This window comes from Hymenobacter guriensis, from assembly GCF_015773195.1.
GTDB lineage: Bacteria > Bacteroidota > Bacteroidia > Cytophagales > Hymenobacteraceae > Hymenobacter > Hymenobacter guriensis.
This window is the reverse complement of the sequence record NZ_JADWYK010000008.1, coordinates 33,496-57,660: the sequence shown is the minus strand read 5'-3', so window position 1 is coordinate 57,660 and position 24,165 is coordinate 33,496. Positions and strand designations below refer to the sequence as shown.

Annotated in this window: 20 protein-coding genes and 1 pseudogene; 11 read left to right on the top strand and 10 right to left on the bottom strand. The window is 60.5% G+C overall.

The window, feature by feature from the left end; translation table 11 throughout:
- Nucleotides 1–98: 98 nt before the first annotated feature.
- Complete coding sequence (locus I5L79_RS14010) at nucleotides 99–1,223, top strand: hypothetical protein (RefSeq protein ID WP_196955688.1); 1,125 nt, start codon at nucleotides 99–101, stop codon at nucleotides 1,221–1,223.
- Nucleotides 1,224–1,234: 11 nt separating this feature from the next.
- Here the strand turns inward: I5L79_RS14010 and I5L79_RS14005 are convergent, their stop codons facing one another.
- Together I5L79_RS14005 and I5L79_RS14000 are read right to left on the bottom strand one after the other, a co-directional pair.
- Nucleotides 1,235–1,786, bottom strand: coding sequence for a hypothetical protein (locus tag I5L79_RS14005; RefSeq protein ID WP_196955687.1), 552 nt, complete (start codon nucleotides 1,784–1,786; stop codon nucleotides 1,235–1,237).
- Entirely contained in the window at nucleotides 1,779–2,972 is a 1,194-nt protein-coding gene (locus I5L79_RS14000; protein ID WP_196955686.1) for an AAA family ATPase, read from the bottom strand. Before I5L79_RS14000 ends, I5L79_RS14005 begins: the two co-directional genes overlap by 8 nt.
- Before the next feature lie 409 nt (nucleotides 2,973–3,381).
- On the opposite strand from I5L79_RS14000, the gene I5L79_RS13995 reads away from it, so the two are divergent.
- Nucleotides 3,382–4,071, top strand: a complete 690-nt coding sequence (locus tag I5L79_RS13995; protein WP_196955685.1) for a hypothetical protein — start codon at nucleotides 3,382–3,384, stop codon at nucleotides 4,069–4,071.
- A gap of 88 nt (nucleotides 4,072–4,159) precedes the next feature.
- Here the strand turns inward: I5L79_RS13995 and I5L79_RS13990 are convergent, their stop codons facing one another.
- From I5L79_RS13990 to I5L79_RS13980, 3 genes are all read right to left on the bottom strand, one after another.
- Entirely contained in the window at nucleotides 4,160–6,010 is a 1,851-nt protein-coding gene (locus tag I5L79_RS13990; protein ID WP_196955684.1) for a PAS domain-containing sensor histidine kinase, read from the bottom strand.
- Between the two features lie 102 nt (nucleotides 6,011–6,112).
- Nucleotides 6,113–6,571 (bottom strand): BLUF domain-containing protein, encoded by a 459-nt coding sequence (locus I5L79_RS13985; RefSeq protein WP_196955683.1) that lies wholly within the window; start codon nucleotides 6,569–6,571, stop codon nucleotides 6,113–6,115.
- 158 nt (nucleotides 6,572–6,729) lie between these two features.
- Complete coding sequence (locus tag I5L79_RS13980; RefSeq protein ID WP_196955682.1) at nucleotides 6,730–8,649, bottom strand: DNA topoisomerase IV subunit B; 1,920 nt, start codon at nucleotides 8,647–8,649, stop codon at nucleotides 6,730–6,732.
- Between the two features lie 193 nt (nucleotides 8,650–8,842).
- On the opposite strand from I5L79_RS13980, the gene I5L79_RS13975 reads away from it, so the two are divergent.
- The 3 genes from I5L79_RS13975 (at nucleotide 8,843) to I5L79_RS13965 (ending at nucleotide 12,244) form a co-directional block, all read left to right on the top strand.
- On the top strand, nucleotides 8,843–10,030 hold the full coding sequence (locus I5L79_RS13975) for an AI-2E family transporter (RefSeq protein ID WP_196955681.1): 1,188 nt from the start codon (nucleotides 8,843–8,845) through the stop codon (nucleotides 10,028–10,030).
- A 100-nt stretch (nucleotides 10,031–10,130) separates the two neighbouring features.
- The gene (locus I5L79_RS13970; protein ID WP_196955680.1) at nucleotides 10,131–10,607 is read left to right on the top strand and encodes a ferritin-like domain-containing protein; all 477 of its coding nucleotides are present in this window, start codon (nucleotides 10,131–10,133) and stop codon (nucleotides 10,605–10,607) included.
- Nucleotides 10,608–10,708: 101 nt separating this feature from the next.
- Nucleotides 10,709–12,244 carry an exonuclease domain-containing protein gene (locus I5L79_RS13965; RefSeq protein ID WP_317191383.1) on the top strand — a complete coding sequence of 512 codons (1,536 nt, stop codon included), beginning with the start codon at nucleotides 10,709–10,711 and terminating at the stop codon, nucleotides 12,242–12,244.
- Between the two features lie 244 nt (nucleotides 12,245–12,488).
- Here the strand turns inward: I5L79_RS13965 and I5L79_RS13960 are convergent, their stop codons facing one another.
- Nucleotides 12,489–14,048, bottom strand: a complete 1,560-nt coding sequence (locus tag I5L79_RS13960) for a hypothetical protein (protein WP_196955679.1) — start codon at nucleotides 14,046–14,048, stop codon at nucleotides 12,489–12,491.
- Nucleotides 14,049–14,275: 227 nt separating this feature from the next.
- Here I5L79_RS13960 and I5L79_RS13955 point away from each other — a divergent pair, with 227 nt between their 5' ends.
- On the top strand, nucleotides 14,276–15,820 hold the full coding sequence (locus tag I5L79_RS13955; protein ID WP_196955678.1) for a hypothetical protein: 1,545 nt from the start codon (nucleotides 14,276–14,278) through the stop codon (nucleotides 15,818–15,820).
- A gap of 236 nt (nucleotides 15,821–16,056) precedes the next feature.
- Here the strand turns inward: I5L79_RS13955 and I5L79_RS13950 are convergent, their stop codons facing one another.
- On the bottom strand, nucleotides 16,057–17,175 hold the full coding sequence (locus I5L79_RS13950; RefSeq protein WP_196955677.1) for a DNA topoisomerase IB: 1,119 nt from the start codon (nucleotides 17,173–17,175) through the stop codon (nucleotides 16,057–16,059).
- Between the two features lie 282 nt (nucleotides 17,176–17,457).
- Between I5L79_RS13950 and I5L79_RS13945 the strand changes: the two genes are divergently transcribed.
- Both I5L79_RS13945 and I5L79_RS13940 read left to right on the top strand, forming a co-directional pair.
- Nucleotides 17,458–18,273, top strand: coding sequence for a M48 family metalloprotease (locus I5L79_RS13945; protein WP_196955676.1), 816 nt, complete (start codon nucleotides 17,458–17,460; stop codon nucleotides 18,271–18,273).
- A 136-nt stretch (nucleotides 18,274–18,409) separates the two neighbouring features.
- Nucleotides 18,410–19,642 carry an App1 family protein gene (locus I5L79_RS13940; protein WP_196955675.1) on the top strand — a complete coding sequence of 411 codons (1,233 nt, stop codon included), beginning with the start codon at nucleotides 18,410–18,412 and terminating at the stop codon, nucleotides 19,640–19,642.
- Here I5L79_RS13940 and I5L79_RS13935 read toward each other — a convergent pair.
- Nucleotides 19,602–20,039 (bottom strand): YybH family protein, encoded by a 438-nt coding sequence (locus I5L79_RS13935; protein WP_196955674.1) that lies wholly within the window; start codon nucleotides 20,037–20,039, stop codon nucleotides 19,602–19,604. The genes I5L79_RS13940 and I5L79_RS13935 overlap by 41 nt on opposite strands.
- 268 nt (nucleotides 20,040–20,307) lie before the next feature.
- On the bottom strand, nucleotides 20,308–21,048 hold the full coding sequence (mtgA, locus tag I5L79_RS13930) for a monofunctional biosynthetic peptidoglycan transglycosylase (protein ID WP_196955673.1): 741 nt from the start codon (nucleotides 21,046–21,048) through the stop codon (nucleotides 20,308–20,310).
- A 241-nt stretch (nucleotides 21,049–21,289) separates the two neighbouring features.
- On the opposite strand from mtgA, the gene I5L79_RS13925 reads away from it, so the two are divergent.
- The 3 genes from I5L79_RS13925 to I5L79_RS13915 all read left to right on the top strand — a co-directional run bounded on the left by I5L79_RS13925 (nucleotide 21,290) and on the right by I5L79_RS13915 (nucleotide 22,815).
- The gene (locus I5L79_RS13925; RefSeq protein ID WP_196955672.1) at nucleotides 21,290–21,922 is read left to right on the top strand and encodes an LON peptidase substrate-binding domain-containing protein; all 633 of its coding nucleotides are present in this window, start codon (nucleotides 21,290–21,292) and stop codon (nucleotides 21,920–21,922) included.
- A gap of 47 nt (nucleotides 21,923–21,969) precedes the next feature.
- A complete protein-coding gene (locus I5L79_RS13920) occupies nucleotides 21,970–22,395 on the top strand; it encodes a VOC family protein (RefSeq protein ID WP_196955671.1) in 426 nt (141 codons plus the stop codon).
- Nucleotides 22,396–22,506: 111 nt separating this feature from the next.
- On the top strand, nucleotides 22,507–22,815 hold the full coding sequence (locus tag I5L79_RS13915) for a hypothetical protein (protein ID WP_231403106.1): 309 nt from the start codon (nucleotides 22,507–22,509) through the stop codon (nucleotides 22,813–22,815).
- A 53-nt stretch (nucleotides 22,816–22,868) separates the two neighbouring features.
- Here I5L79_RS13915 and I5L79_RS13910 read toward each other — a convergent pair.
- Nucleotides 22,869–23,609 (bottom strand): annotated as a pseudogene (locus I5L79_RS13910) (transposase).
- Between the last annotated feature and the right edge of the window lie 556 nt (nucleotides 23,610–24,165).

Below are 24,165 nucleotides of genomic sequence, written 5' to 3'. Positions count from 1 at the left end.
GCCGGGGGCGTGGCGCTCCGACGCGCCGCGAACTTGCCTGACGTAGCCGAAACCCGTACTTTTTGGCTTATTTCCCGTGGCTTTTTTCTCTTTTCCTGATGACTGATTCCCCCGACCTGTCCCAAGAGCCACCCGGCCCCCGCTCCGAAGCCGATATTCTGGCTGACCCACGCCTGCGCGAGTGGCTGGCCAGCTACCAGCCCCTGTTTCACGAGCTGTTTCTGCGAAACTATGCCACCCTGCTCCAGCAGCTGCACACGCATGGGAAGCAGTACGAAAAAGACCTGGAATACCTCCTTCACCAGCACGAGGAGCCGGCGGCCGAGCACCTATGGCTTATCCAGCATCAGAAGCTGTTCGACCTGGAGTGCCAATGGCGGGCCGGACTGGTAACTGTGCCCGGCGCTCAGCTTACGTCCAACTTCGAAGACTGGCACGACCACATCAGGGCCTGCCCCGTGCTTACGCCCATCAGCCCCGAAGAGCTGGCTTTGTTCGATGCCTTTCTGGCCCAGCTCACCGACCCGGATGAGCTCAGCGACAGCCACCTCTCCAGCGACTTTTGGCTTCACCGGCGCTACCGCAGCCTGCGGACGCGGGCCCAAGACCCCGACGAGGCGGATGACCTGACCGAGTGGACCCAGTTCTGGGACCTGCACCGCGGCACCGGCTACCTGCGCTCCTTGCCCGATGTGCGCGGCGACCTGGAGTTCCACTACGAAAAGGCCAGTCGCAAGCCCGCCAAGGCTACCCCCGCCCCTGCTCCGCCCGACCCGCGCCCCCAGGTGCCCACCTATGGCCCCGAGTACAACCAACTGGTGCGCGAGCTGCTGCGCCGCTACGAGCCCGCCCGCCTGCTACGGCAGTTTGAAGCCCGCCAGCAGCTGACAGCTTACGACGCCGCTGAGGATAGCCTTACACTGCCCCTGGCCCTAGAGCGCCTCCAGAATGCCGGCCCCGGTCTGGTGCCCATTCAGGCCCACGCCGACTGGCGCCAGGCTATTATTCAGGCCGCTAACCGCCACTACCTCGACCAGCTGCGCGCCGCGCTGCCCCAGGTGTACGAGGCCTATAGGCAGCGCGAAACCCTGGGCATTGCCCACCCTACCCCCGACGATGACGCGCCCCACAGCCCCCACCCCGATGAGTTCTTCAACGAGCAGAAAAAGCGCATCCTCAAAGGCCGCCGCCAGCTAGGCGAGCCCGAGAACCTGGACTTCTGAGCCGCCCCCGGTTACGGGTGCGCCCCGGGCAGGTGCATCACCTCGGCTACAAAGTCGGCCAAGTCGCGGTAGGCAATGGGCTGGGCACGCTGAATGTCGCGTAGCAGCCGCTGCATCTGCGGGTTTTCCTCCACGTTTTCCTGCTTACAGAAGTCAATGAAAGCCGGCAGCGCGGTGGGCAAACCCAGCGCGGGCAAGCTGATGCTGGCTGCCTCGGCGGCCCGGTACAGCCAGGAGTCACAGGCCGGGTTCAGCACGATAAGGTACTGGTTGGGCACCTCGGGGTGCTTCAGGATTTCATGAAACTGCTCCTGCCCGCGCCGGGGCCGGGCCAGGGGCCGGAACTTCGCCAGCTCGGGGGCCTCGGTAAATTTCTTGTCGCGGTCTACCATGCCCACCACCACGCGCCCGGCCCGGCAGGCAGCCTGCTGCTGCACCAGCACGCGGGCCACCTGCCCAATGCCCTGCCGGTGGCTGACAAACGGGTAACGATAGGCCACCAACGACAAGGTGAGGGAGGTATCTACGTTGCACTCGGGCACGAACAGCGCGTACTCAGCCATTGGCGGGGCGCGGGATGTAGCGGTTCATATTATAGAACACATCCACCGAGTCGCCGCGGATGGCGCGCACTTCCTCGTCGCTGAGCTGCTTTACCTTGGTTTGGTAGTCCTCGTAGTACGTCACGAAAATAGCCAGCTCCCGGGCCTGCTCCTCATCGGGCAGCATCTGTTCCAGAATTTCCGTCAGCAGATACGGGCTGTGCGTAGCCACGAAAAACTGATTGTTACGGCTCTGGGCAATGCGTTTACCCAGCATTGACACGTATTGCGGGTACGAATGTGCCTCCGGTTCTTCAAACAGTATCACTGCGTCGTCATTGCTTTCGATAGCAGCGAGGTAGAAGATGATGCGTTGGAGCGTATCGGCAATGCTGGAATAAGGGTAATTATAAACAAAATCATCTATGTTCTTTTGAATTTCAAACTTTCTATCATTAACACGCAGCACTAGATTTAGTCCATATGGCTTAAACAAGGTAACTATATCTTTTCTCAATACTTTATTACGTTTAACAATTTCCAGTAGATTAGCACCGTATGGAGGAGAAAGAAATTTATATTCACTTCTTTGTTCGTAAGGCTGCTTATGCTTAAACACATAATACCTAGATAGCAGGGGGCTACCAATGTAGTAGCTACCATTCAATCTATTGAAAGAACCACTTTCCTGAACTGAAAAAGCATGAAAATCATAAATATATCCTTCTCTTTTAACGTTACTTATAGCATCCTGCCCATTAGCTCTTTCTGAATCCATTTCTGTAACTAGCTTTGAAACATCTTCTTTTTCCACATTATAATCTACCCTATAATCAAGCATATCTTTTTGAACGATATTTTTATATTCATTAAATAAGTTTTTATCCACTCCTGTAACTTTGTAATTTTCTCTGCTAATTCCATATGAAGAAATTACAGTTATATATTTAGATGACTCAACTACAACAGGGATACTATTATCATTGTCATAAAACAAGTTTGAAAAGCATTCATATCTTAAAACTTCACCCATGAATGTTTTTCTATCATCATAAAGCCCTGCCCCCAACAAACTCATAGCCTCCAGAATATTCGACTTGCCTACGTTGGGCGGGCCGATGATGAGGTTGACGCGGCGGGGTGTCATCGTCACGTCCTTGATGGACTTGAAATTCTGGATGCGCAGGGTCTTGATATCGTTTTGCATGGCGGAGGCGTGTGCTCAAAGATAGGGGTTCAGCGCAAGTGCCCGGAAAGCGGGCGGGCTTCCCTCCTGTTTTCGCCTAATCTCCTTCTACGCCTTCCAAACGGCCTTTTGGGCACCCGCCATTGCTCGCGCTGACGTCTAGGACGCTCGCGCTGAGGTGTAGGACGCCCGCGTCGGCGTATCGAAAGCAGCGGCGGTAGCTCAGGACAAGTGCGGCAAGTCCCGGGAGGCGCGCGCCCACTTCCTGGGTGAGCGGCCACACCCCTAGGAGGCCCGCGCAGAAGTTCCTGACCGGCCACCGGCCGCAGAGGTAGCAGGCTTGCAAAAGCCATTGAAATTGTGCAGCTTATCGAGCCGCTGGCGGAGCGCACCGGGCTGGCAGCTATTCCAATACTTCCTTCCTCTATCTATGAAAAAGAAACCCGAACTCCCCCAGTACAGCATGTCCCAGGCCGCTCTGGTGACTACCACCACCGAGAAGCTTGGCTACCTGCGCCGCGACCAGGCGGCCCTGGCCGGGTACGGCGTCACGTCGGCCCGCATCACCGAGCTACAAGCCCTGCTCACCGCCTTCGTGGCCCTGCCCACCGAGGGCGAGGGCGTGCAGGCCGCCGCTACTGCCACCCAGGCCAAAGAAGCCGCTCGCACCACCGCCCTGGGCACTATGCAGCGCGTGATGGGTATGGTGGGCCTGGTGCACGACAACCGCACCCCGCAGTACAAGGCCTTTGGCACCAGCGGCCTGAACTCGGCTTCCGAAGGCGACCTGTACCTGGGGCTGGTACGCGCCGTGCGCGTGGGCCGCGCCAACCTGGCGGCCTACGCGTCCAAAGGTCTGAAAGCCGCCGACCTCACCCTGCTCGAAACCCAGAATGCGGCCCTGCTGGCCGCCATAGGCGAGCAGCACGACGCGGAATCGGGGGCGGCAGCGGCCACCCAGCAGCGCCTCACGGCCGGTAATGCCCTCTATGAGGAGCTGGTAGAGCTGTGTGAGGCCGGCAAAGCCGCCTTCGTGCAGACCGATGTGAGCAAGCACGAAGACTACGTGATTTACGACGCGCCGGTGCCCGCGCCCACCACGCCCGCAGCTTCGGCCTGATGCTCCTGTCCCGGTGCGCTAACCAACCCAACGCCCCACCCGGCTCCGGCCAGGTGGGGCGTTGGGCCACGTGAGGCTCCGCGGGACGTTAGCTGCTACTGCTGGGGGTGTGCCAGTGGATGGTGAAGGTGGTTCCCTCCCCGATAACGCTGGTGACTGCCAGGTGCCCGCCCTGGCTGCTCACGATGCGCTGCACCAGGTACAAGCCCACGCCCGTGCCATCTACGTGGGTGTGCTGGCGGGCAAAGAGCTGGAATATCGGGTGGGCCGGATCGTCGATGTGCATGCCCAGGCCGTTGTCGCGCACTTCCAGCACGGGCTGCCCGTCCGGGGTGAGGTAGCTGCGCAGGACGATGAGCGGGGGGCGGTTGGGGTGGCTGAATTTCAGGGCATTGCTCACCAGGTTGTGCACCACGGAGCGCAGGTTGGCCCGGCTGTAGCGCAGGCCCGGGGCCTCGCCTACCTGCACGTCGATGCGCGCCCCGCGCTGCATAATCTCGGGGCGCAAGCCCAGCAGGATTTCTTCCAGCACCAGGCTCATATCCAGCACCTCTACGGGCTCCTGCTGCTGCCGCTGCGTGCGCACGGTGGTAGCCAGGTCGATGAGGGTGCTATCCAGCTCCGCCAGGGCGGTATCCACCATGCCCAGCATCACGGCCTGCTCGGGGTCGGCAAAGGAAGCGGAGCGGCGCAGCTCCTCGAACAGGCCGCGCAGGTTGTTGGTGGGCTGCCGCAGGTCGTGTGAGGCCGCGTACACGAACGTATCCAGGTTGTGGTGAGCCCGGGAAAGCTCATCGTACTGCGTTTGCAGCACCTGCCGCAGCCGGTACTGCTCCTCCACATCGGAGCAGGTGCCAAACCAGCGTGGGCCGCTTTCGTCGCTTAGCTGCCGGGCCCGGATGGTGTGCCAGCGGTACACCCCATCGTGGCGCCGCAGCCGGTACTCGCCCTCAAACGGCTCCCCACTGGCTACGCTCTGCACCCAGCGGCGGGCGGCAGCCGCCTGCTCCTGCAGGTACAGCAGGCCCACCCAGCCCGTGGGCCCCAGTTCTTCCTTGGTCAGGCCGGTATACTCCATGGTGAACTGGTTGTAGTAGTCCACCAAGCCTTCGGCGGAGGCGGTCCACACCAGCTCGGGAATGCTGTCGGCCAGGAACCGCAGCTCGGCTTCTCCCCGGCGGCGGGCCTCGCTCAGCTCCCGCTCCAGGTGTACCTCCGTTAGCGCCCCGTGCCAGAAAAAAGGCGCTTCGGGCGGATGCACCTCGGGCAGGGCACGGCTCAGCATCCAGCGGTACACGCCATCGTAGCGGCGCAAACGATACTCGAAGTTCCAGCCCGTGCCCGTGCGCCGCCCCGCGGCGGATTCGTAGAGCACCCGCAGCCGGTCGTCGGGGTGCACCAGCAGAGGCCAGATGGCGGTCAGGTCGGCCGTGGGCGGCTGGCCGGTAAAGCGGTACCACTGCGGACTCACGTAGGTAACGGCGCCGGCCGCGTCCACGGTGTAGGTCATGAGCGGGGCGGTTTCGGTGAGCACCCGCAGGCGGGCATCGAGGTGGCGCGTGGTGAGGGCCAGCTCGTGGGCCCGCTGCCGGGCTGCTTCCTGCTCGCTCACATCTACCGCCAGCAAAAGCAAGCCAGCTATTTGCCCTTGCTCGTCGTGGTAAGGCTGCACGGAGAGGTCGTAGCAGTGGTGGGGGCCGCAGGCACAGGCCTTGGCCGTATGCTCACTGCCGTCGGTGTAGATGCGCGGCAGCATCTCCAGGAAAACCGAGGGTAGGTTTCCCGGAAAATCAGTTACCCGCTGGCCGGGCTGCCCTTCGCCCACCAACTCGCGCATCCGGTCGTTGATGAAGCCATAGCGCAGGTCGGGGCCCTCCAGGGTGGCCACGCCGGCCGGCAGCTGGCGCAGCATCTGCTCAAAAGGAGAAGAAGGTTTCACGGACGGGTCGTAAATGCCCGCGACGGCGCCCGGGCTGGTGCAGACTCATAAGAAATAAAGCGGGGCGGATCCGGCAAAGGCCGTTAAAACGGCTGCCGCCTGTCAGGGAGCCAGGGGCAGCGCGTGGTGGTAAGGCTGCGAGGGGTCGGGACCAAAGACGGCCAGCCGTACCAGCTCAACTACCAGGGCATCGGCAATGGGCAGTGAGTCCGGGGCGGGCGGCATATGATGCGGAAGCAGAAACCCCTGCAAGGCCTCGAAGCCCTCCGTCACCAGCGGATGGAAGGCCATGGACCAGTTGGAAAAGCTGCGCGCCGCAATGGGTTTGTCTACGAGCTTGCGCACGTGGGAGTGCCGGCCGTCCTGGGCAATGCGCGCAAACAAGGCATCGGCAATTTCATCTTCTCCCTCAAACAACTGGGCAATGTTGCCGTGACTATAAAATAACACCCCGGTAATACCCTGCTGCTCATTATCGTGGCGGCTCTGGTCGAGCAGGTGCTGCAGGTCGTGGTCGGTCAACGCATGTACAGCCCGACTTAGATACACTATATGCTTCATCCTGCGAAAATACAACGCATTTGCTAAGTGCGCCCGGCGGCGGCGCCTCCCGTTCCGGGCTTTCCGGGTGTTTAGGCGCCTGTTGCCTGTTTAATCAAAATGCCCCACCGGGCCGGAGCCAAGTGGGGCATTTTGATTAAACAGGCTCGGTAGTATGGTTACGCAAAGGCCATATCTTCTTCGGCAACTTCGCTTACGGGCAGCACGTCGGAGGTGATGAGGTCTTTTTCCTGGCGCAGGTTGTCGATGATGAATTCCTGGCGGGCCGGCGTGTTCTTGCCCATGTAGTACGTGAGCACCTGCTGAATGGAGCGGTCTGACTGCAGAATCACGGGCTCCAGCTTGATGTTGTCGCCGATGAACTTGCCGAACTCGTCGGGGCTGATTTCGCCCAGGCCCTTGAAGCGGGTAACCTCGGGGTTGCGGCCCAACTGGCGCATGGCATTCTGCTTTTCCTGCTCGTTGTAGCAGTAGATGGTGGTTTTCTTGTTGCGGACGCGGAACAGCGGGGTTTCCAGGATGAACACGTGGCCGTTGCGCACCAAATCGGGGAAGAACTGCAGGAAGAAAGTGAGCAGCAGCAGGCGAATGTGCATGCCGTCAACGTCAGCATCGGTGGCAATAACCACGCGGTTGTAGCGCAGGTGCTCAATGCCTTCCTCGATGTTGAGGGCGTGCTGCAGCAGGTTCAGCTCCTCGTTTTCGTACACAATCTTCTTCTTGAGCCCAAAGCAGTTGAGCGGCTTGCCGCGCAAACTGAATACGGCTTCCGTCTCCACATTGCGGCTCTTGGTGATGGAGCCGGAGGCTGAGTCGCCCTCGGTGATGAACAGGGTGGTGAGCAGGGCCTTTTCGGGCTCTTTGGTTTCGCCCAGGTGGAAGCGACAATCCCGGAGCTTGCGGTTGTGCAGGTTGGCTTTCTTGGCGCGCTGGTTGGCCAGCTTTTTCACCCCGGCCATGTCCTTCCGCTCCCGCTCGCTCTGCTCGATGCGCTTTTTGAGGGCCTCGGCTACGGCGGGGTTCTTGTGCAGATAGTTATCGAGGTGCTCCTTAAGGAAATCCAGAATGAAGCCGCGCACGGTGGGGCCATCCTCCCCCATGTTGATGGAGCCGAGCTTGGTTTTGGTTTGCGACTCAAACACCGGCTCCTGCACCCGCACCGAAATGGCGGCAATGATAGAGCCGCGGATGTCGGCCGCATCGTACTCTTTTTTGTAGAACTCGCGCACGGTTTTCACCACAGCCTCGCGGAAGGCAGCCAGGTGGGTACCGCCCTGGGTGGTATACTGCCCGTTCACGAAGGAGTAGTACTCCTCGCCGTACTCATTGCCGTGGGTGAGGGCCAGCTCAATATCCGGGGCCTTGAGGTGGATGATGTCGTAGCGCAGGCTCTCGGGGTCGGCTTTGCGGGCCAGCAGATCCTTTAGGCCGTTCTCAGAAAAGTACTTCTGCCCGTTGAAGTTGATGGTGAGGCCCGCGTTCAGGTACACGTAGTTCCAGACCTGATTTTCGAGGTACTCCGGAATGAAGCGGTAGTTTTTGAAGATGGTGTCGTCGGGCTGAAATACCATCAGCGTACCGTTGCGCTGGGAAGTCGGCTGGGGCTTGGCGTCGGTTTTGAGCACGCCCTGCTCAAACTCGGCGGCCTTCATTTGCCCGTCGCGCACGCTCTGCACCAGAAAATAATTGCTGAGGGCATTAACCGCCTTGGTGCCCACGCCGTTCAAACCCACAGATTTCTGAAAGACCTTGCTGTCGTACTTGCCGCCCGTATTGATTTTGCTGACGACCTCCACCACCTTGCCCAGCGGAATACCGCGGCCGTAGTCGCGCACCTGCACGCGCTGGTCGGAGATTTTGATGTCGATGGTGCGGCCGTGGCCCATCACGTGCTCATCAATGGAGTTGTCGATAACCTCCTTTACCAGCACGTAGATGCCGTCGTCGTAGCTGGAGCCGTCGCCGAGCTTGCCGATGTACATGCCGGGGCGCAGCCGGATATGCTCGCGCCAGTCGAGGGAGCGGATGCTGTCTTCGGTGTAGGCGTGTTGGGCGGGTTGTACTTGAGGTTCAGCCATGAGGAATCCGGTAAACGTATGCGAGGTAAAATAACGCAGAAAATTGGCCTTTTCCGCGTCGGGCTTGCGCTAGTAAAATTAGCAAAAACTCCTCTCCTAACCGGCAAAACGCGAAAAATAGTTTCACATTTTTCTCTTGCCGCTTCACCAACAGCTCTTTCTCTCTCCCCTGTTTCCTAATTGTATTAGCCAAATGTTTCCTCCCTCTACCCAACATCATTTGCCCCCCTCGGGCCACAAGCCCAACGCGGAGGTGCGCCAGACGCCCGTCATCCAGTTTGCGTTCCTGCTGCTGTCGGGCGTACTGCTGGTGTACTCGCTCAAAGTTCTCGACGACGTGCTGCTGCCGCTGCTGTTCTCGGCGCTTTTTGCCTTGCTGCTGCTGCCGCTCAGCCGCTGGCTGGAGCTGAGAGGCGTGCCCCGGGTGCTGGCCATTATTCTGTGCCTGCTGGTGATAGTGGTGGTGTTTGCGGGAATTATTTTCGGGTTTGGCTCCCAGCTGGGTCAGTTCAAGAATGAGCTGCCGAAGCTGCAGGACAAGCTGCTGGGTTTCTTCCACGACATTCAGGCCTGGGCGGCCAACCGCTTCGGCATCGACCCTATTTCGGAGGAGGAGCTAAAGGCGTCCACCATAAAATCCCTCAAGAAGGAAAGCGGCAACTACCTCAACACCACGCTGAATATGACCTCGGCCGTAGTGGGCAACCTGCTGCAGGTGCCTATCTACATCTTCTGCTTTCTGTACTACCGCGACCATCTGCGCCAGTTCCTGTTCCGCTTCGTGAGCCCCGACAAGCGCACGGCCGCCCTCAACACGCTCGACAACATCCAGACGGTGGTGCAGGCTTACATTTCGGGTTTGTTCAAGGTCATTGTGATTGTGGCCGTGCTCAACGCCATCGGGCTGCTGGCCCTGCACGTGAAGTTTGCCATCTTCTTTGCCATTTTTGCCTCGGTGCTGGCCGTCATTCCCTACATCGGCATTATGCTGGGAGCCAGCATTCCGGCCATTATTACCCTGGTGGAAACCGGCTCCCCCCTGCACGCGGCGGGCGTTATCGGGGTGTTTGCCTTCGTGCAGTTTCTGGAAGGCAACTTCATTACGCCCATGATTACCGGCTCGCAGGTGAGCATCAACCCCATGGCGGCCATTGTGGCGCTGGTGCTGGGCGCCGAGCTGTGGGGCACTCCGGGCATGATTCTGAGCATCCCGCTGATTGCGGTGATTAAGGTGGTACTGGACGCCAGCAAAGCCACCGAGCCCTGGGGCTTTCTGCTGGGCGACACGGCCGAGGGCGAAGACAATATACAAAGTGTGGCGGGCGGGGAGCCAGGCTTTTTCAAGCGGCTCTGGGGGCGCATCACGGGCCAGGGCTCGTAACCCCGACCATACATGCATAGTATACACGGACAGAATCGGCTATACATCTTGGCTTTGATTCGCCTGAAATCCTTTTCAACCACCTTAACATACTCTTCCGATGGCTGCCATCACCGATAATACCGCCCGCGCCTTCAACGACCTCGTCGAAATCAATAGAACCGCCACCAAAGGCTACCAGCAGGCCGCTGAAGGCGTAACCAGCCCTGATCTGCGCGCCGAGCTAAGCAAGTTCAGCCAGCAGCGTGCCCAGTTTGCCGCCGATCTGGAGCAGGCCGCCCGCCGCATTGGCGTGGAGTCTCCCAGCCAGGAAAGCACCGTTGAAGGCGCCCTCACCGACGCTGCTGCGGCCCTGCACCGCGGCTGGATCAACATCAAATCGGCCATTACGGGCCAGGACGACTCGGCCATCCTGGGCGAGTGCGAAACCGGCGACGCCGTGGCGCTGCAGGCGTATGAAACTGCTTTGCGCTCCAGCGAGCTGCCCGTAGAAACGCGTAACGTGATTCAGCAGCAGCACGGCGACATTCTGTCGGCCAAGAACTGGGTTACCCAGCAGAAAGGCCGCGTAAGCTAACTGCTTCGCCTGCTTTAGAAAAAGCGCCTGCCAGCTCCTGCTGGTGGGCGCTTTTTATTTGGGGCCTGAAGCGAGCTGGCGGGGCGTTTGCAACCTTCTCAGTGGCTATCTTTGTTACCAAGCACGTTAGCAAGTTTCCGCTTCAGAATCCGCCGCATTTGTACGCCATTATCGACCTTGAAACCACTGGGGGGCAGCCTGCCCAGGACCGCATCACCGAAATTGCCATCTTCATTCACGATGGCGAAAAGGTGGTGGACCAGTACGACACCCTGCTGAACCCCGGCCGGCCCATTCCCTTCTTCATCACCCAGCTCACGGGCATCACCGACGATATGGTGCGCGACGCACCCAAGTTTCACGAGGTAGCGCGCAAAGTGGTGGAAATGACGGAAGGCTGCGTGTTTGTGGCCCACAACGTGCGCTTCGACTATTCTTTCCTGAAAAAGGAATTTGCCGACCTGGGCTACAACTACTCGCGCAAAACCCTATGTACCGTGCGCCTGAGCCGCTCCCTGATGCCGGGGCAGCCCAGCTACAGCTTGGGCAAGCTCTGCCAGAACATTGGGATTCCGCTGAACGGCCGCCACCGCGCTGCCGGCGACGCGGGCGCCACCGCCATTCTGTTCGACCGGCTCCTGAAAATCAGCCAGCAGGATGAGGCCCTGCGCAACCCCACCGTAAGCCCAGCCGATACCCTGGCGGCCGTGGATGCACTGGCGCCGGGCGGGAAGAAACCATCCAAGCAGCCTTCCGCCCGCAAAGTAGAGGCCGTGCGTGAGGCCATCCGCACGGCGCTGCTGCCGCCCAACATCACGCCCGAGAAAGTAGCCAGCCTGCCCCAGGAAGCGGGTGTATACTACTTCCACAACGAGGCCGGCGAGGTTATCTACGTGGGCAAGAGCATCAACATCTACAAGCGCATTCAGCAGCATTTCGCCGTCGATTACAAGTCGCGCAAGAGCATTGAGTTCAAGAACTCGATTTCCGACATTACCTGGGAACTGACGGGCTCGGAGCTGGTGGCGCTGCTCTATGAGTCGCACGAAATCAAGCGGCTGAAACCGCTCTACAATCGCGCCCAGCGCCGCTCGGTGTTTCCGGCGGGTATTTTCCTGCGCACCGATGACCAGGGCTACAAGCACCTTTACTACGGCAAGGCCGACGACCATGCCCAGTCGCACCCGCTGATTGCGCTGGCCAACCAGTACAAAGCCAAGGCCTTCCTGTTCCACAAAGTCTCGAAGTTCAACCTTTGCCAGAAGCTCTGCGACCTGTACAAAACCCCGGGCTCCTGCTTCGACTACCAGGTGCACCGTTGTAAAGGCGCTTGCCTGGGCCTGGAACCCGCCGAGGAGTACAACAAGCGCGTGGAGGAAGCCGTGGAGAGCTTCACCTACGAGCACGGCTCGTTTGTGGTACTGGGGCAGGGCCGGCGCGAAGATGAGAAGACGCTGGTGGTGGTAGAAAACGGCCGCTACCTGGGTTTCGGCTACGTGGATGAGTCATTTTCCGCCCGTCGCTTCGTCGATTTCAAGGACGCCATCAAGCGCTACAACGACAACAAGGACGTGCAGCAGATCATCCGCCAGTACCTGCGCACCAAGCACAAAGACAAAGTGAAGATTTTTAAGTGAAGGTGACAGGTAACACGTGACAGGTAACAAGTAACATGCTGTCATTGCGAGTGTAGCGAAGCAATCCGTCCTGAGCAACGCACCAACCCTTGAAATGTAAAAAGCCCCTGGCGTAAGCATACGTCAAGGCTTTCTGGTAAAAAAATGTGTCTGATTTTGAAAAGGACGGATTGCTTCGCTACACTCGCAATGACAGCATGTTACTTGTTACCTGTCACGTGTTACCTCTTCACGCCTCACCATTTCAATACAACCGGTGGCGCAGGAGCCAGCCGGCGGCATCAAACTCTTCGGCTTTAGGCTGGTAGGCTTCCACTTTGATACTTTTGGGCAGGTTGATAACGTTGCCGTCGCCGCTGTTGTAGACCGTGACACCGGGCCGGGCGGGCAGCTTACCTACTACCCGTACACCATCCTGCCCGGCGCCATCGTAGATGCTGATAGTGAGGTTGGTTTCGGGTAGGTCGAGCAGGTCGAACTGGTCGTTGCCGCCCAGGCCGAAGAGCTTGAGAGTCCTGGTTTCGGTCGTGAGAAACGTGCGCTGCCCGATGAGGCTGTCGGCCAAGACGGTGCCGCGCCGGTACACGCTCAGGCGCACCTGCGCGGGGCCGGCACTTTCCAGCACAAACCGCTCGGCCTGGTCGGTGCCGGGCACCTCCACGTCGCGGGCCAGCAGCTCGTAGAACTTGTCGGCCACGGCGGGTAGCTGGTTGCGGCGGCTGCGCAGCTTGCGCCGGAACTCCGCCTCCGACAGCTCCCGGATTTCGGGGGGCCAGGCGGCCAGGGCTTCGTCAATCACCTGATCCGATAAGCGTTTTTTCAGCGAATCGGCTACCTGCTGTACCTGAGCCCGGGAAAGGTAGACCAGCAACGACTTGTCCATGGGGCGGGCGGCACGGTTGAGGCCTTCCACGTCGGCCAGCCGGATTTCCTCGTGGAAACTCTGGTAGTTGCTTTTCACCCAGCCAATGATGTGGGTAAGCAGCCCGTCGTCGAACTTGAAAAAGGCGTGGTCCCGGTCGCGCGGAATAGCCTCGTAGCGCACCCCACCGGCGGGTGTAACAAAGGAAGCCCAGCGCCACTGGTCTTCGCGCCGGCTCCAGTCGCCCAGAAACATATCAAACAGCCGTGCCCGCAGGTACTGCGGAGCATTTACCCGGAAATCAGCCTTGAGCACCAGGTTGGTAAAGACCTTGCGGGAGCTTTCTACTTTGGCCGAGCGGCCGAAGCTCGCTACCGTGCTTTGGTCGCCCTCGGGCCGCTCTTCCAGCAGGTACAGGGCGTTGGCGTAGTCTTTTTGAAACTTGCCCAGGGCCGGGTCGTCGCCGATATACACCAGGCGCGGATTGGTATGATACACGCCGGCCGCCTGGGCCAGCGGGGGCACAATGTAGGCACCGTAGGGCTGAATGACGCTGGTCTGGTCCTGCATCAGACGGCCTACGAAGCCTTCCCGGAGGTTTTCAGGCAAGGCTTTAGTAGGGTCCTTATCTACGCTTCGCAGCACAAACTCCCGGCCGTTTGTATCAACTAGCCGCAGGTTTTTGGTTTGGAAGCTGCCGCCGGCCTCGGTAGGCCTCAGGCCACCGGGCACGAGCTTACGCAGGCTCACCACCGGCACACGCACGGGCTGGTGCCAGACGGTGCGGTAGTGCTTGCCCCAGAAAAACCGATGCATGGCCCCGCGCATGTACTGCGGGCCGGCGGCTATCGTTACCACCGAGTCGGGCGGAATAACCGGGCGGGGTGGGTAGGCCGTTGTCGGCTCGGTGCAGGAACACGACAGAGCGCCTATTAGCAGCATTACGGAAGGCCGAAGCCGCAAAAGGAAAGAAAAATGCACAGGGAGAAAACGAAAAGCGGGCCCGCGAAAGAAGCTGCACAATAGCTGTGGCCCCTTATAGCGCAATCCGGGCGGTACCGGTTGTTGCGGCGGGCGTTTACTTTTTGAGCTCGACTGCGTTGAAGGACGCACCGGCCGAAACGCTGGCTTTGTGCATGCGTCTACCTCTCCCCTGTTTTTTTCCACTTTTGCTGACGGCCACCGGCTGTGCCAGCTCTCATTTTTTTCAGCCCGATGCCCAGATCAGCGGCCGCACTGCGGCGCCCGACAGCGCCGTGGTAACGGCCGGACGGCACTACCAGCGTGGGCCCATCGGGCGGTTTCTGCTGGGCCAGCACTACCGCCACGCCTGGGTCGAGCCCGTCACGCTACCCGTGCTAAACCTGGCTACGGCCGTACCCGGCGGCCTGAAGCCCGGCAAAGTAGGCGGCGGCTTTCAAACGACTAGTATGACAGTGCTTGGGGCCGACGGCCGCGCCTACGCCCTGCGCAGCGTGGATAAAGACCCTACCAAAGCGTTGCCCAAATTTCTGCGCCCCACGGTCATTCTCAGCATTGTGCGCGACGCTACCTCGGCCGGCATGCCGTACGGCTCCTTGGTAGTGCCCCCACTGGCCCAGGCTGCCGGCGTGTACCACACCAATCCGCGCCTGTATTACGTGTCGGCCACCGAAAACGGACTGGGCCCGACCTCGGAGCGGCTGCGCGGCAAAGTGGTGATGCTGGAAGAAAAGTGGGAAGGCAAGGAAAACATCTACGGCCCCCTGGCCGGCGCCCTCGACCTGGAAGAGTCCGACGACGTGCTGGCGGAGCGCTACGCCTCGCCGAAAGTTGCCTTGGATGAAGCGGCATTTCTGCGCGCCCGCCTGCTGGATCTGTGGCTGGGCGACTGGGACCGGCACGAAGGGCAGTGGAGCTGGGCTGCCTTCAAGCAGCCGGATGGCCGTACCCTCTGGCGGCCCGTGCCCCAGGACCGCGACCAGGTGTTTTTCCGGTTTGATGACGGCCTGATGTCCTGGCTGGTGAGCAAAGCCGTAGCCAAGTTCCGCACGTTCGGGCCGAAATTCGAAAGTGTAGAGGGCTACACCCGCAACGCCCACTACATCGATGAGCGCGCCCTGAGCGAGCAGCCGCGCCGGCGCTACCTAGCCACGGCCGCCGAGTTGCAGCGCCGCCTCACCGATGCCGTTATCGACTCAGCCGTGCGCCGCCTGCCGCCCGCCATCTACCGGCTCGAAGGTGCCCGCCTGGCGGCCGGACTGCGCGCCCGCCGGGCCGCCCTGCCCCAGGCCGCTGCCGAGTTTTACCGCCTCAAGGCTCACCGCGTGGTGGTAGCCGGCACCGACGAGGACGAGCGGTTTGTGGTGGAGCGCCGCACCGACAGCACCACGGTGGTATCGGTGTACCCGTTGGGCGGCAAGAAAACAGCCCAGCCCCTCTACCAGCGCACGTTTCACCCGCGCGAAACCCACACCATCGTGCTGCACGGCCTGGAAGGCAAAGACCGGTTCGAAGTAAGTGGCCACGTGCGCTCCTCGCCTTTCGTGGACATCTATGGCGGCCCCGGCGAGGATACCGTGCAGGATAGCTCCCGGGTGGCCGGCCTGCGTCGCAAAACCCGTTTTTTCGACACGCGCCGCAACAACACCCTCACCAGCACCGGCGAAACCAAGAACCGCACGAGCAAAGGCGTGGCCACCCATGCCTTCGACCGGGACGGCTCGGGGCGGTAACGGTGAGATGGTGAGTTAGTGATTCAGTGAGTTGGCAGACGTGTTATTGCGAGCGTAGCGAAGCCATCTGTGCTAGGCAGCATGATAAGCTTGAATAACTGAAAAGCCCTTTCCGGCCGTGTGCGGGAAAGGGCTTTCTGGTGGAAGAACGGGTCTGGCGTTGTACAGGGCGGATTGCTTCGCTACGCTCGCAATGACAATTCGCTAAATCACCATCTCACTAAATCGCAATTCCACTATTTTACCTCCGCCAGCATATCCAGTACCATGTGTTCGGTGGGGGTGAGCTGGTCGTTTTCGGCGGGGTCGGCGTCGTGGCGACGCAGGTAGTCGATGAGTTTATCGGACTCGAAGAGCTGGGCTACCTGCGGGTGGATGTAGTATTTGCTGCATACCGTAGGCGTGTTGCCCAGGCCTTTGGCTACGTCCTTCACGGCCAGCTTCAGCACTTTTTCCTTGGGCAGCTCCGGGTTGTCATTCAGAATGCTTTCCAGGCACTCCACCATTTTCACGGTGCCACCCCAGGTGCGAAAGTCCTTGGCCGAAAGGCTAATGCCTGTCACGCGGTGCAGGTAGTCGTTCACGTCGCCCGATTCGAGCTCCTGCCGGTGGCCTTCGGCGTCGTAGTACTGAAACAGGTGCTGGCCGGGAATTTCCTTGCACTTCTGCACCAGGCGGGCCAGCTTCCGGTCGTGCAGGGTCACGTCGTGGGCCACCCCTTTCTTGCCCACAAAGCTCAGGCGCACATCGGCCCCGGCTACCTGCACGTGCTTGTCGCGCAGGGTGGTGAGGCCGTAGCTCTTGTTCTTCTTAGCGTACTCTTTGTTGCCGACGCGGATAAAGGACTGGTCCATGAGCGTGAGCACCAGGGCTACTACCTTCTGCTTGTCCAGCTGGGGGCGCTTCAGATCCTGCTGCAGCTGCTGGCGCAGATCGGCTAGCTTTTCGCCGAAGGCCCGCAGCCGGCTGAACTTGGTGAGGCTGCGCACCTCGCCCCAGGCCGCGTGGTAGAGGTACTGCTTGCGGCCCTTGGCGTCGCGGCCCGTTACCTGCAGGTGGGCGGTGGCGGTGGGCGCAATCCACACATCCGTCCAGGCTGGCGGAATCACGAAGGAGCTGATGCGGGCCAGGGTCTTTTCGTCCGTCACGGGCTGACCTTTGGCATCGAGGTAGTGGAAGGTGCCGTCGGGGCCGGGCTGGCGCGTGAGGCCGGGGCGGGTATCGGAGTAGTAGCGCAGGCCGGCCAGCTCGGCCTGGCGGGCGGGGTCCTTATACAGCTCGTGGGCTTCTTCCTGGGGCACCAGGTGTTTTTTCTTGACTTTGGGCCGGGGGGTGGCCGGGGCAGCAGTAGCCATAAGCGGGAGGAACAGTACGCGGCCTTCGGCAGTGAAAGCACGGCCCTGCTGTACGCAGAAACCAGCGGAAAGTAGCAGCTCGAGGCCTTTCGGCTTCCCGCCGGGCGCCCACCCTTCGCCGGGCTGGTGTCGAATGATTTTTTTGCCGTTGATTTCCTGCCCTCTATCACAAATCCGCGGGAGCGGGCAACACCGGCCGCATAGCAGTCGTATCGGCCTGCGGAGCTTTCTGGCACACTTTTTCTCTTGCCGGCTCCGTTGTTCACTTATCCGCTTCTGCCCATGCTCCGCCTGTTGTTCAAACCCTCCCTCCTGCTGGCCCTGGTCGTTACGCTCGGAGCCTCTTCCTGCGCCAAAGACGAAAACGGCGACCGGCTGCTGTTTTCCGTGGACGATGACAAAGCCCTGGGTGAGAAAGTAGCCCACGAAACCGACTCCCTCTACCGCCAAAAAGGCCAGCTGCTGGAGCGCACCGACAGCAAAAACACCCGCGCCTATCAGCTGCTCGACGGGGTAGTAAACAAAGTCCTAAACTCGGGCCAGCTCACCTACCGCAACGAGTTTCCCTGGGACGTCAAAATCATCAAGGACGACCAGATCCAGAACGCGTTTGCCACGCCGGGCGGCCACATCTATGTGTTTACCGGCCTCATCAAGTTCCTCGACGATGAAAGCCAGCTGGCCGGCGTGCTGGGCCACGAAATTGCCCACGCCGACCGCCGCCACACCTCCAAAGCCCTACAGCAGCAGTATGGCATTTCGGTGCTGCTGAGTTTGGTGCTGGGCGAAAACCCCAACCAGCTGGCCGTGGTGGCCGCCAACCTGGGCCAGCTCAAGTTCAGCCGCGACTACGAGAAAGAGGCCGACGATTTTTCGGTGGTGTACCTCAACCCCACGCAGTATTCCTGCGACGGCGCCGCTGGCTTCTTCATCAAAGCCCAGGCGCAGGCCGAGGGCGGAACCGACCCCGAGTTCCTGAGTACCCACCCCGACCCCGGCAGCCGCGTTGAGGCTATTGAGGCCAAAGCGGCGGAGCTGAAATGCGCGGGTCGCACCGTCAGCAACACCAGCTTCGAGGAACTGAAGCGCATTTTATAAGCAGGCTCTATCCTGCTAGTTGCGGCCCGGTTGGCAATTCCCTTGCCGTCCGGGCCGCTGTGTTTTCGGGGCCGGTCGTAACATTGGAGCCGCAGTAGCCCGTACTCCTACCATTCCTTTCTCCGCATTTCCGCTTATGGCTTCTTTCTCACAACGACTCAGCGACTGGGGCGAAAACCTGGATGATCTGGCTTTGCGCGCCCGCCTGCGCCTGGGGCTGCTGCACCCGCTGCAGCTGGTGCCCTACCGCAGCTACGGCACGCCTGAGCGGCTTTACGTGAAGGGCCGCCTGCTCACCGACCGGGGCATTGGCGAGCCAGCCGACGAGGACTCAGTACTGCGCAACATGCTGAACATGTATCGTCGCTTCGAAAGCACCGAAATTCCGGGTGCCCGGCTTAGCATCGAGCCCGGCGACGGTAGCCAGCACCCTATCACCACCGACGAGGAAGGCTACTTCACTCTGAACCTGGCCCCGCAGAAGCTGCAGACACCCGAAGACTTTATGTGGTACCCGGTGGATGTGCGCCTGGTAGCCCCGCCCCAGCGCGTGCCCGCTCCGCCGGCCCCGCTCCTGGCTACGGCCCGCGTGCTCATCCCGCCTGCTGATGCGGAATACGGCATCATCAGCGACCTGGACGATACCGTTATTCAGACCTCGGCTACGGACATCTTGCGCATGGCGCGCATTGTGCTGCTGCGCAATGCCCGCTCCCGCCTGCCCTTCGAGGGGGTAGCCGAGTTCTACCGGCAGCTGCAGCTGGGCCGCAACGGCAAGCGCAACAACCCCTTCTTCTACGTGAGCAGCTCGCCCTGGAATCTGTTTGACTTGCTGGAGGACTTCCTGCACCTGAACGACATACCGGCCGGCCCCATTCTGCTGCGCGACATGGCCCTCAAAAGCAAATCCTCGGGCGAGGCCTCGGCCCACCACGGCCACAAGCTCAAGGAAATCGACAACGTGCTGCTCACCTACCCCACGCTGCCGTTCGTGCTCATCGGGGACAGCGGGCAGGAAGACGCCAACATCTACCGCGAGGTGGTACGCCGCCACCCCGGCCGAATCCTGGCCATTTACATCCGCGACGTGAACCTGCCCGCCCGCTCAGCTATGGTGGAAAAAGTTTCCGAAGAACTGCGCGGGGACAAGGTGGAAATGCTGCTGGTGAAGGACACCGTGCAGGCCGCCAAGCACGCCGCCGAGCGGGGCCTTGTGTTCACGGCAGCCGTGCCAGCCGTAGAGCAGGAAAAAGCCAAAGACCAGGCTACGTCCGATGACCCCACCACCGCCCGCGACCAGGGCGGTACCCACGCGCTGCCGCCAACAGCTAGCTCGAGTGGTCCGCCACAATCACCCAGCGGCCGTTAACCTTGCGAAACACCAATAGGAAATGTCCGCCTACGTCGCCCACGGCGGGGCGGGCCAGGTGCCAGCGCCCTACTACGTGCGCGGCCGTGGCACTGAGTGGCTCCACCCGCAGGTTGGAAAACGTGAGCTGGCCCATGGCCTCGGCATTGGGGTAGCTGCGGCGGTAGTTGTCGAGGGTAGGCTGCCAGCCGTAGGTAAGGCCTTTCTGGCCGATGAACACCAGCGAGTCGGAAGCCCAGTAGCCCTGCATAAACCCGGCTACATCACCCCGGTTCCAGGCAGCGGTTTGAGAGGTAAGCACCTGCAGAATATCCTGTCGGGCCGGCGTGGGGCGCGTAGTGGCGCAGGCTGAGGTGAGTAGCAGCAGGGGCACCAGCGCCCAGCAGAAAATACGCATAGGAGTAAACCAAAGGAAAGCCCCGCAAGATAACCGCCCCGCCCGTACTGCCGCCCGTTGATTTCCTAACAACCTTCCCGCATTCGCGGGAAGGCCCGTTTCCTTCCTCAGAGCCCTCCCGCGAATGCGGGAAAGCAGATTTTCTGCCACACTACCTTCCCGCATTCGCGTGAAGCCTCGTTTTCTTCCTCAGAGCCCTCCCGCGAATGCGGGAGGGCTCGTTTTCTGTCGCACGGCTCTCCCATATTCGCGGGAGGCTGCCCGCTGGCTACTCCGCCGTCAGTACCTGCTGCACGAAGCGGGTGCCGCCCAGGCGGCGCATGTTGCGCAGTACCCGTCGCTGCTTGGCGCGGGTTTGCGGGCCGGGGCTGGCCGCCCGGAACTTGAGCGGGTTGGGCAGAATGGCCGCCAGCAGAGCTGCGTCGGAGGCGGTGAGCCTGGCGGCGGGCTTGTGGAAGTAGCGCTGGGCAGCGGCCTCCGCCCCGAAAGTACAGTCGCCCATTTCGGCCACGTTCAGGTACATTTCCAGGATGCGCTGCTTGTCCCAGAGCAGCTCAATGAGCACCGTAAAGTACGCTTCGGCGGCCTTGCGCAGGTAGCTGCGCCCATTCCAGAGAAACACGTTTTTAGCTACCTGCTGGCTGATGGTGCTGCCACCAACCAGCTGCTTGCTCTTGGCGTCGCGGTTGCGCTGGGCCGCTTTCTTGAGGGCCTCCACATCGAAGCCGTGATGCATGAGAAAGCGCTGATCCTCGGCCGCTACCAGCGCCAGCGGCAGCTGCGCCGACACCTCCTCCAGCCCTACGAAGCTGTAGTGAATCTGCCGCTCGTTTTCCAGGTGCTCGTAGCCAGCGGGTCGGTGCGAGCGGCGCTCCAGCATCAGCCAGGTAGCCGGCGGCGACACCCAGCGGTACAGCAGCACCCACACCATGGTGGTGAGCAGCAGGGAAGCGCCTACCTGCAGCAGCAGCTGCCAGCCGCGCCGCCAGTACAGTTTAAAATCAGCCACGGGAAAGTGAATGAGTGATTGAGTGAAGTTTAAAAGAACGTCATTCCGAGCGAAGTCGAGGAATCTCGCGTGCTGATGTTGGGGTAGTAATCAGGTTACTACCCTAGCGAGATGCTTCGCTCTGCTCTGCATGACGTTCTGCTACATAGAATATCGGCAAGCGGGCGAAATTACGGGTTTTGTGGGCCTGCGCCGGGGATTTGCTTACTTTTCCGCCGTCTGCGCCTTCTCCCGTTGCCCTATGCCCCGCCTGCTGCCGCTGTTTCCGCTTAATCTGGTCGTATTTCCGGGCGAAAAGCTCAACCTGCACATCTTCGAGCCCCGCTACCGCCAGCTGGTGCAAGACTGCCTGGGAGAAAGCCTGACTTTCGGTATTCCGCTGTATACCGACCAAGTGCGGGAACTGGGCACGGAAATGCGCCTGCTGAGCATCGAGAAAACCTACCCCACCGGCGAAATGGACATCCGCACCGAGGCGCTGGGTGTATTCCGCATTCGGGAGTTTTTCCGGCAGGCCCCGGGCAAGCTCTACGCCGCCGGCACCATCGAACCCATCATCGACGACCCCGCCCCCGATGCCGACCTGCACCGCCGCATCCAGGGCTACCTCCGGCAGCTCTACGACGTGCTGGGTTTGCGCCAGCTGCTGCAAAAGCTCCCCGCCGACTACCGCACCTACGACCTGGGCCACCACCTGGGCCTGAGCACCGAGCAGGAATACCAGTTGCTGAGCGCCACCAGTGAGCTAGAGCGCCAGGAGCTCATTGCCGAACACCTGGAACAGGTGCTGCCCGTGCTGCTGGAAACCGAGCGGCTCAAGGACCGCTCCCGCCTCAACGGCCACTTCAAGAACCTCACACCCCCGAATTTTTGAGGGCAGATTCTCTGTATGCTACAATGCCCAACCAAAACCGCTGAAAGATGGAAGAGCAAAACGACGAATCAACAAACGCCCCATTACCCGTCGGCGTAACGCCAAAAGTGACGGGCGTGGGAGGCATTTTCTTTTTGTCAGACAATCCGCAGGCAATAAGGGAGTGGTACGCCAATAACCTTGGATTTGAGGTCAATGACTGGGGTGCCAGCTTCGAATCCCGGAATGCTGACCGTCCAGAGGAGGTAACTTCTCTGCAATGGAGTCCTTTCAAGATGGGAAGTGACTATTTCTCTCCTTCAACAAAGGAGTTTATGATTAACTACCGGGTTCAGAATATCGAAGGACTGGTCGATAAGCTTAAAGAAAACGGCGTAACCATCCTCGACGACATTGCGAGTTTCGACTATGGAAAATTCGTCCATATCCTGGACCCCGAAGGCAACAAGCTGGAGCTGTGGGAACCCAGCTGACAATAACAGCCCGAATTCGGCTGGATCCAACCAAACGCATCGGCTAAGCGCGCCTGGTTCCCAGCTATCAGCCTCAGAAGCCCGTATACGCACCGGTATGCTTAGCTGGTTTTGCGCGTGACTTCGGGGCTCTTACTTATCGGGTACGTGGCCGCTGCCGTGGTAGCGCTGCTGAGCGTGTGGCTCCTGGTGCGGCACACGCAGGAGCGCCGCTGGCGGCGGCGCGTATGGGTGGCTCCCGCCTACGGCCACTGGCCCGAGGCGACGCCCCCGCCAGCCGCTGCGCGTCGCTACCAGCTGGCCCTCATCGGCGACACTGGTGCCGTGGCTACCACCGGCCCCGACTCGGTGCTGAGGCTGCTGCAGGAGTGGCAGCAGGCTGCTGGAGAAGCCAGTGCTACTCGACGCGTCCCCCTATAGGCCTCATCCTTTAGCACGAGTTGCTTGCGCCTCGCCCACTAGGCTAGAACCTGTTATGGACTAATAGGCTGAAAAATGCCTTTGGCTAGCAATAGGCCGACGAAGACGAGGAAATTGAATTGCTGCATGGTCAAGGCCAGGCGTTCGTGGTCGCGGGCCAGGCGACGCAAGCGGGCGGCCCAACCAAAGCTGCGTTCCACGACCCAGCGGCGCGGCAGCACCACGAATCCGGTCTGGCCCGCGGGCCTGGCAATGGCTTTTAGGTCAATGGCGTGAACCGCTGCGGCGTATTGCACTTCTTCCCCCATGTAACCCTAGTCGACATACGCCACTTCGACTTGCTGGCCCGTGACCTGCTGCACCTGCTCACACAAGGCAGCCACGGGCCCGCGGTCCGGCTCGTTGACCGGCGTGACCACCGCAGCCAGCAGATGGCCTAACCTATCCACAGCCACGTGCACCTGGCTGCTTTTGCGCCGTTTGGTACCGTCGTAGCCCGCGCGGGCCCCACTTTCGGGCATGCTTTGCAGCGTGCGCGAATCCAGAATCACGGCCCTGGGCTCAGCCTGGCGGCCGGCCAGCAGGCGGCCCAGTTCGCGCAAATCAGCCAGCAGGTGCTCAAAACAGCGGTTGTCGCGCCAGCGGGCCACTGCTGCTACACGGCTGGCCAAGGCATGCGGCCGGTAGCGCCAGCCGCATGCCTTGGCCAGGTAACATACGGCGTTGAACAAGCCCCGCAACGCGTGCTGACGTTGCGACGCATCTTCTCGCACCAAGGTCAGATAGGGTGCCACAAAGGCCTATTCCGCATCCGTTACATCACTCGGGTAACCAAATGGACGTGCCCTACCCCAATTTAGTTCACCAGTCCATAATAGCCTCTAGGGAAGGTGGGGCAGTTCCCCCAGGATGACGCCGCTGACGTACTCGTTAGCGACGTCATCTGGGGGCCTAGTTGCGCCACTTGAATCGGTGAGGGTATATCGTTTGCGGCCATAGACGCATTTGCCGCCGTCCAACCCCATGTTCGCATAAACAAAGACCTAACTTAATGCTTTGGTTGTCGACACAGGTTAGGGAGCACAACACCTCGAGCCCTTCGCTTAATTGGTATTCCCTGAAGAAGGATCTATTCACGTGTACACAAAGGCCTTTTCTGCCAGTAGTAGAAGTCATAATACACTAAGGTACAATCCGAAATCTCGGCGGAAGGCGCACCAAAGTTTGACAGTGTGGCAGGCATATAGTAAGGAGTTAAACACAAGTACCATTGCTTTTGCACAGGCAGCTGTAGCCGAGTAACCTTACCAATGTAAGTCAGTAAAGATTTGATAGACGTCAATCAGAACG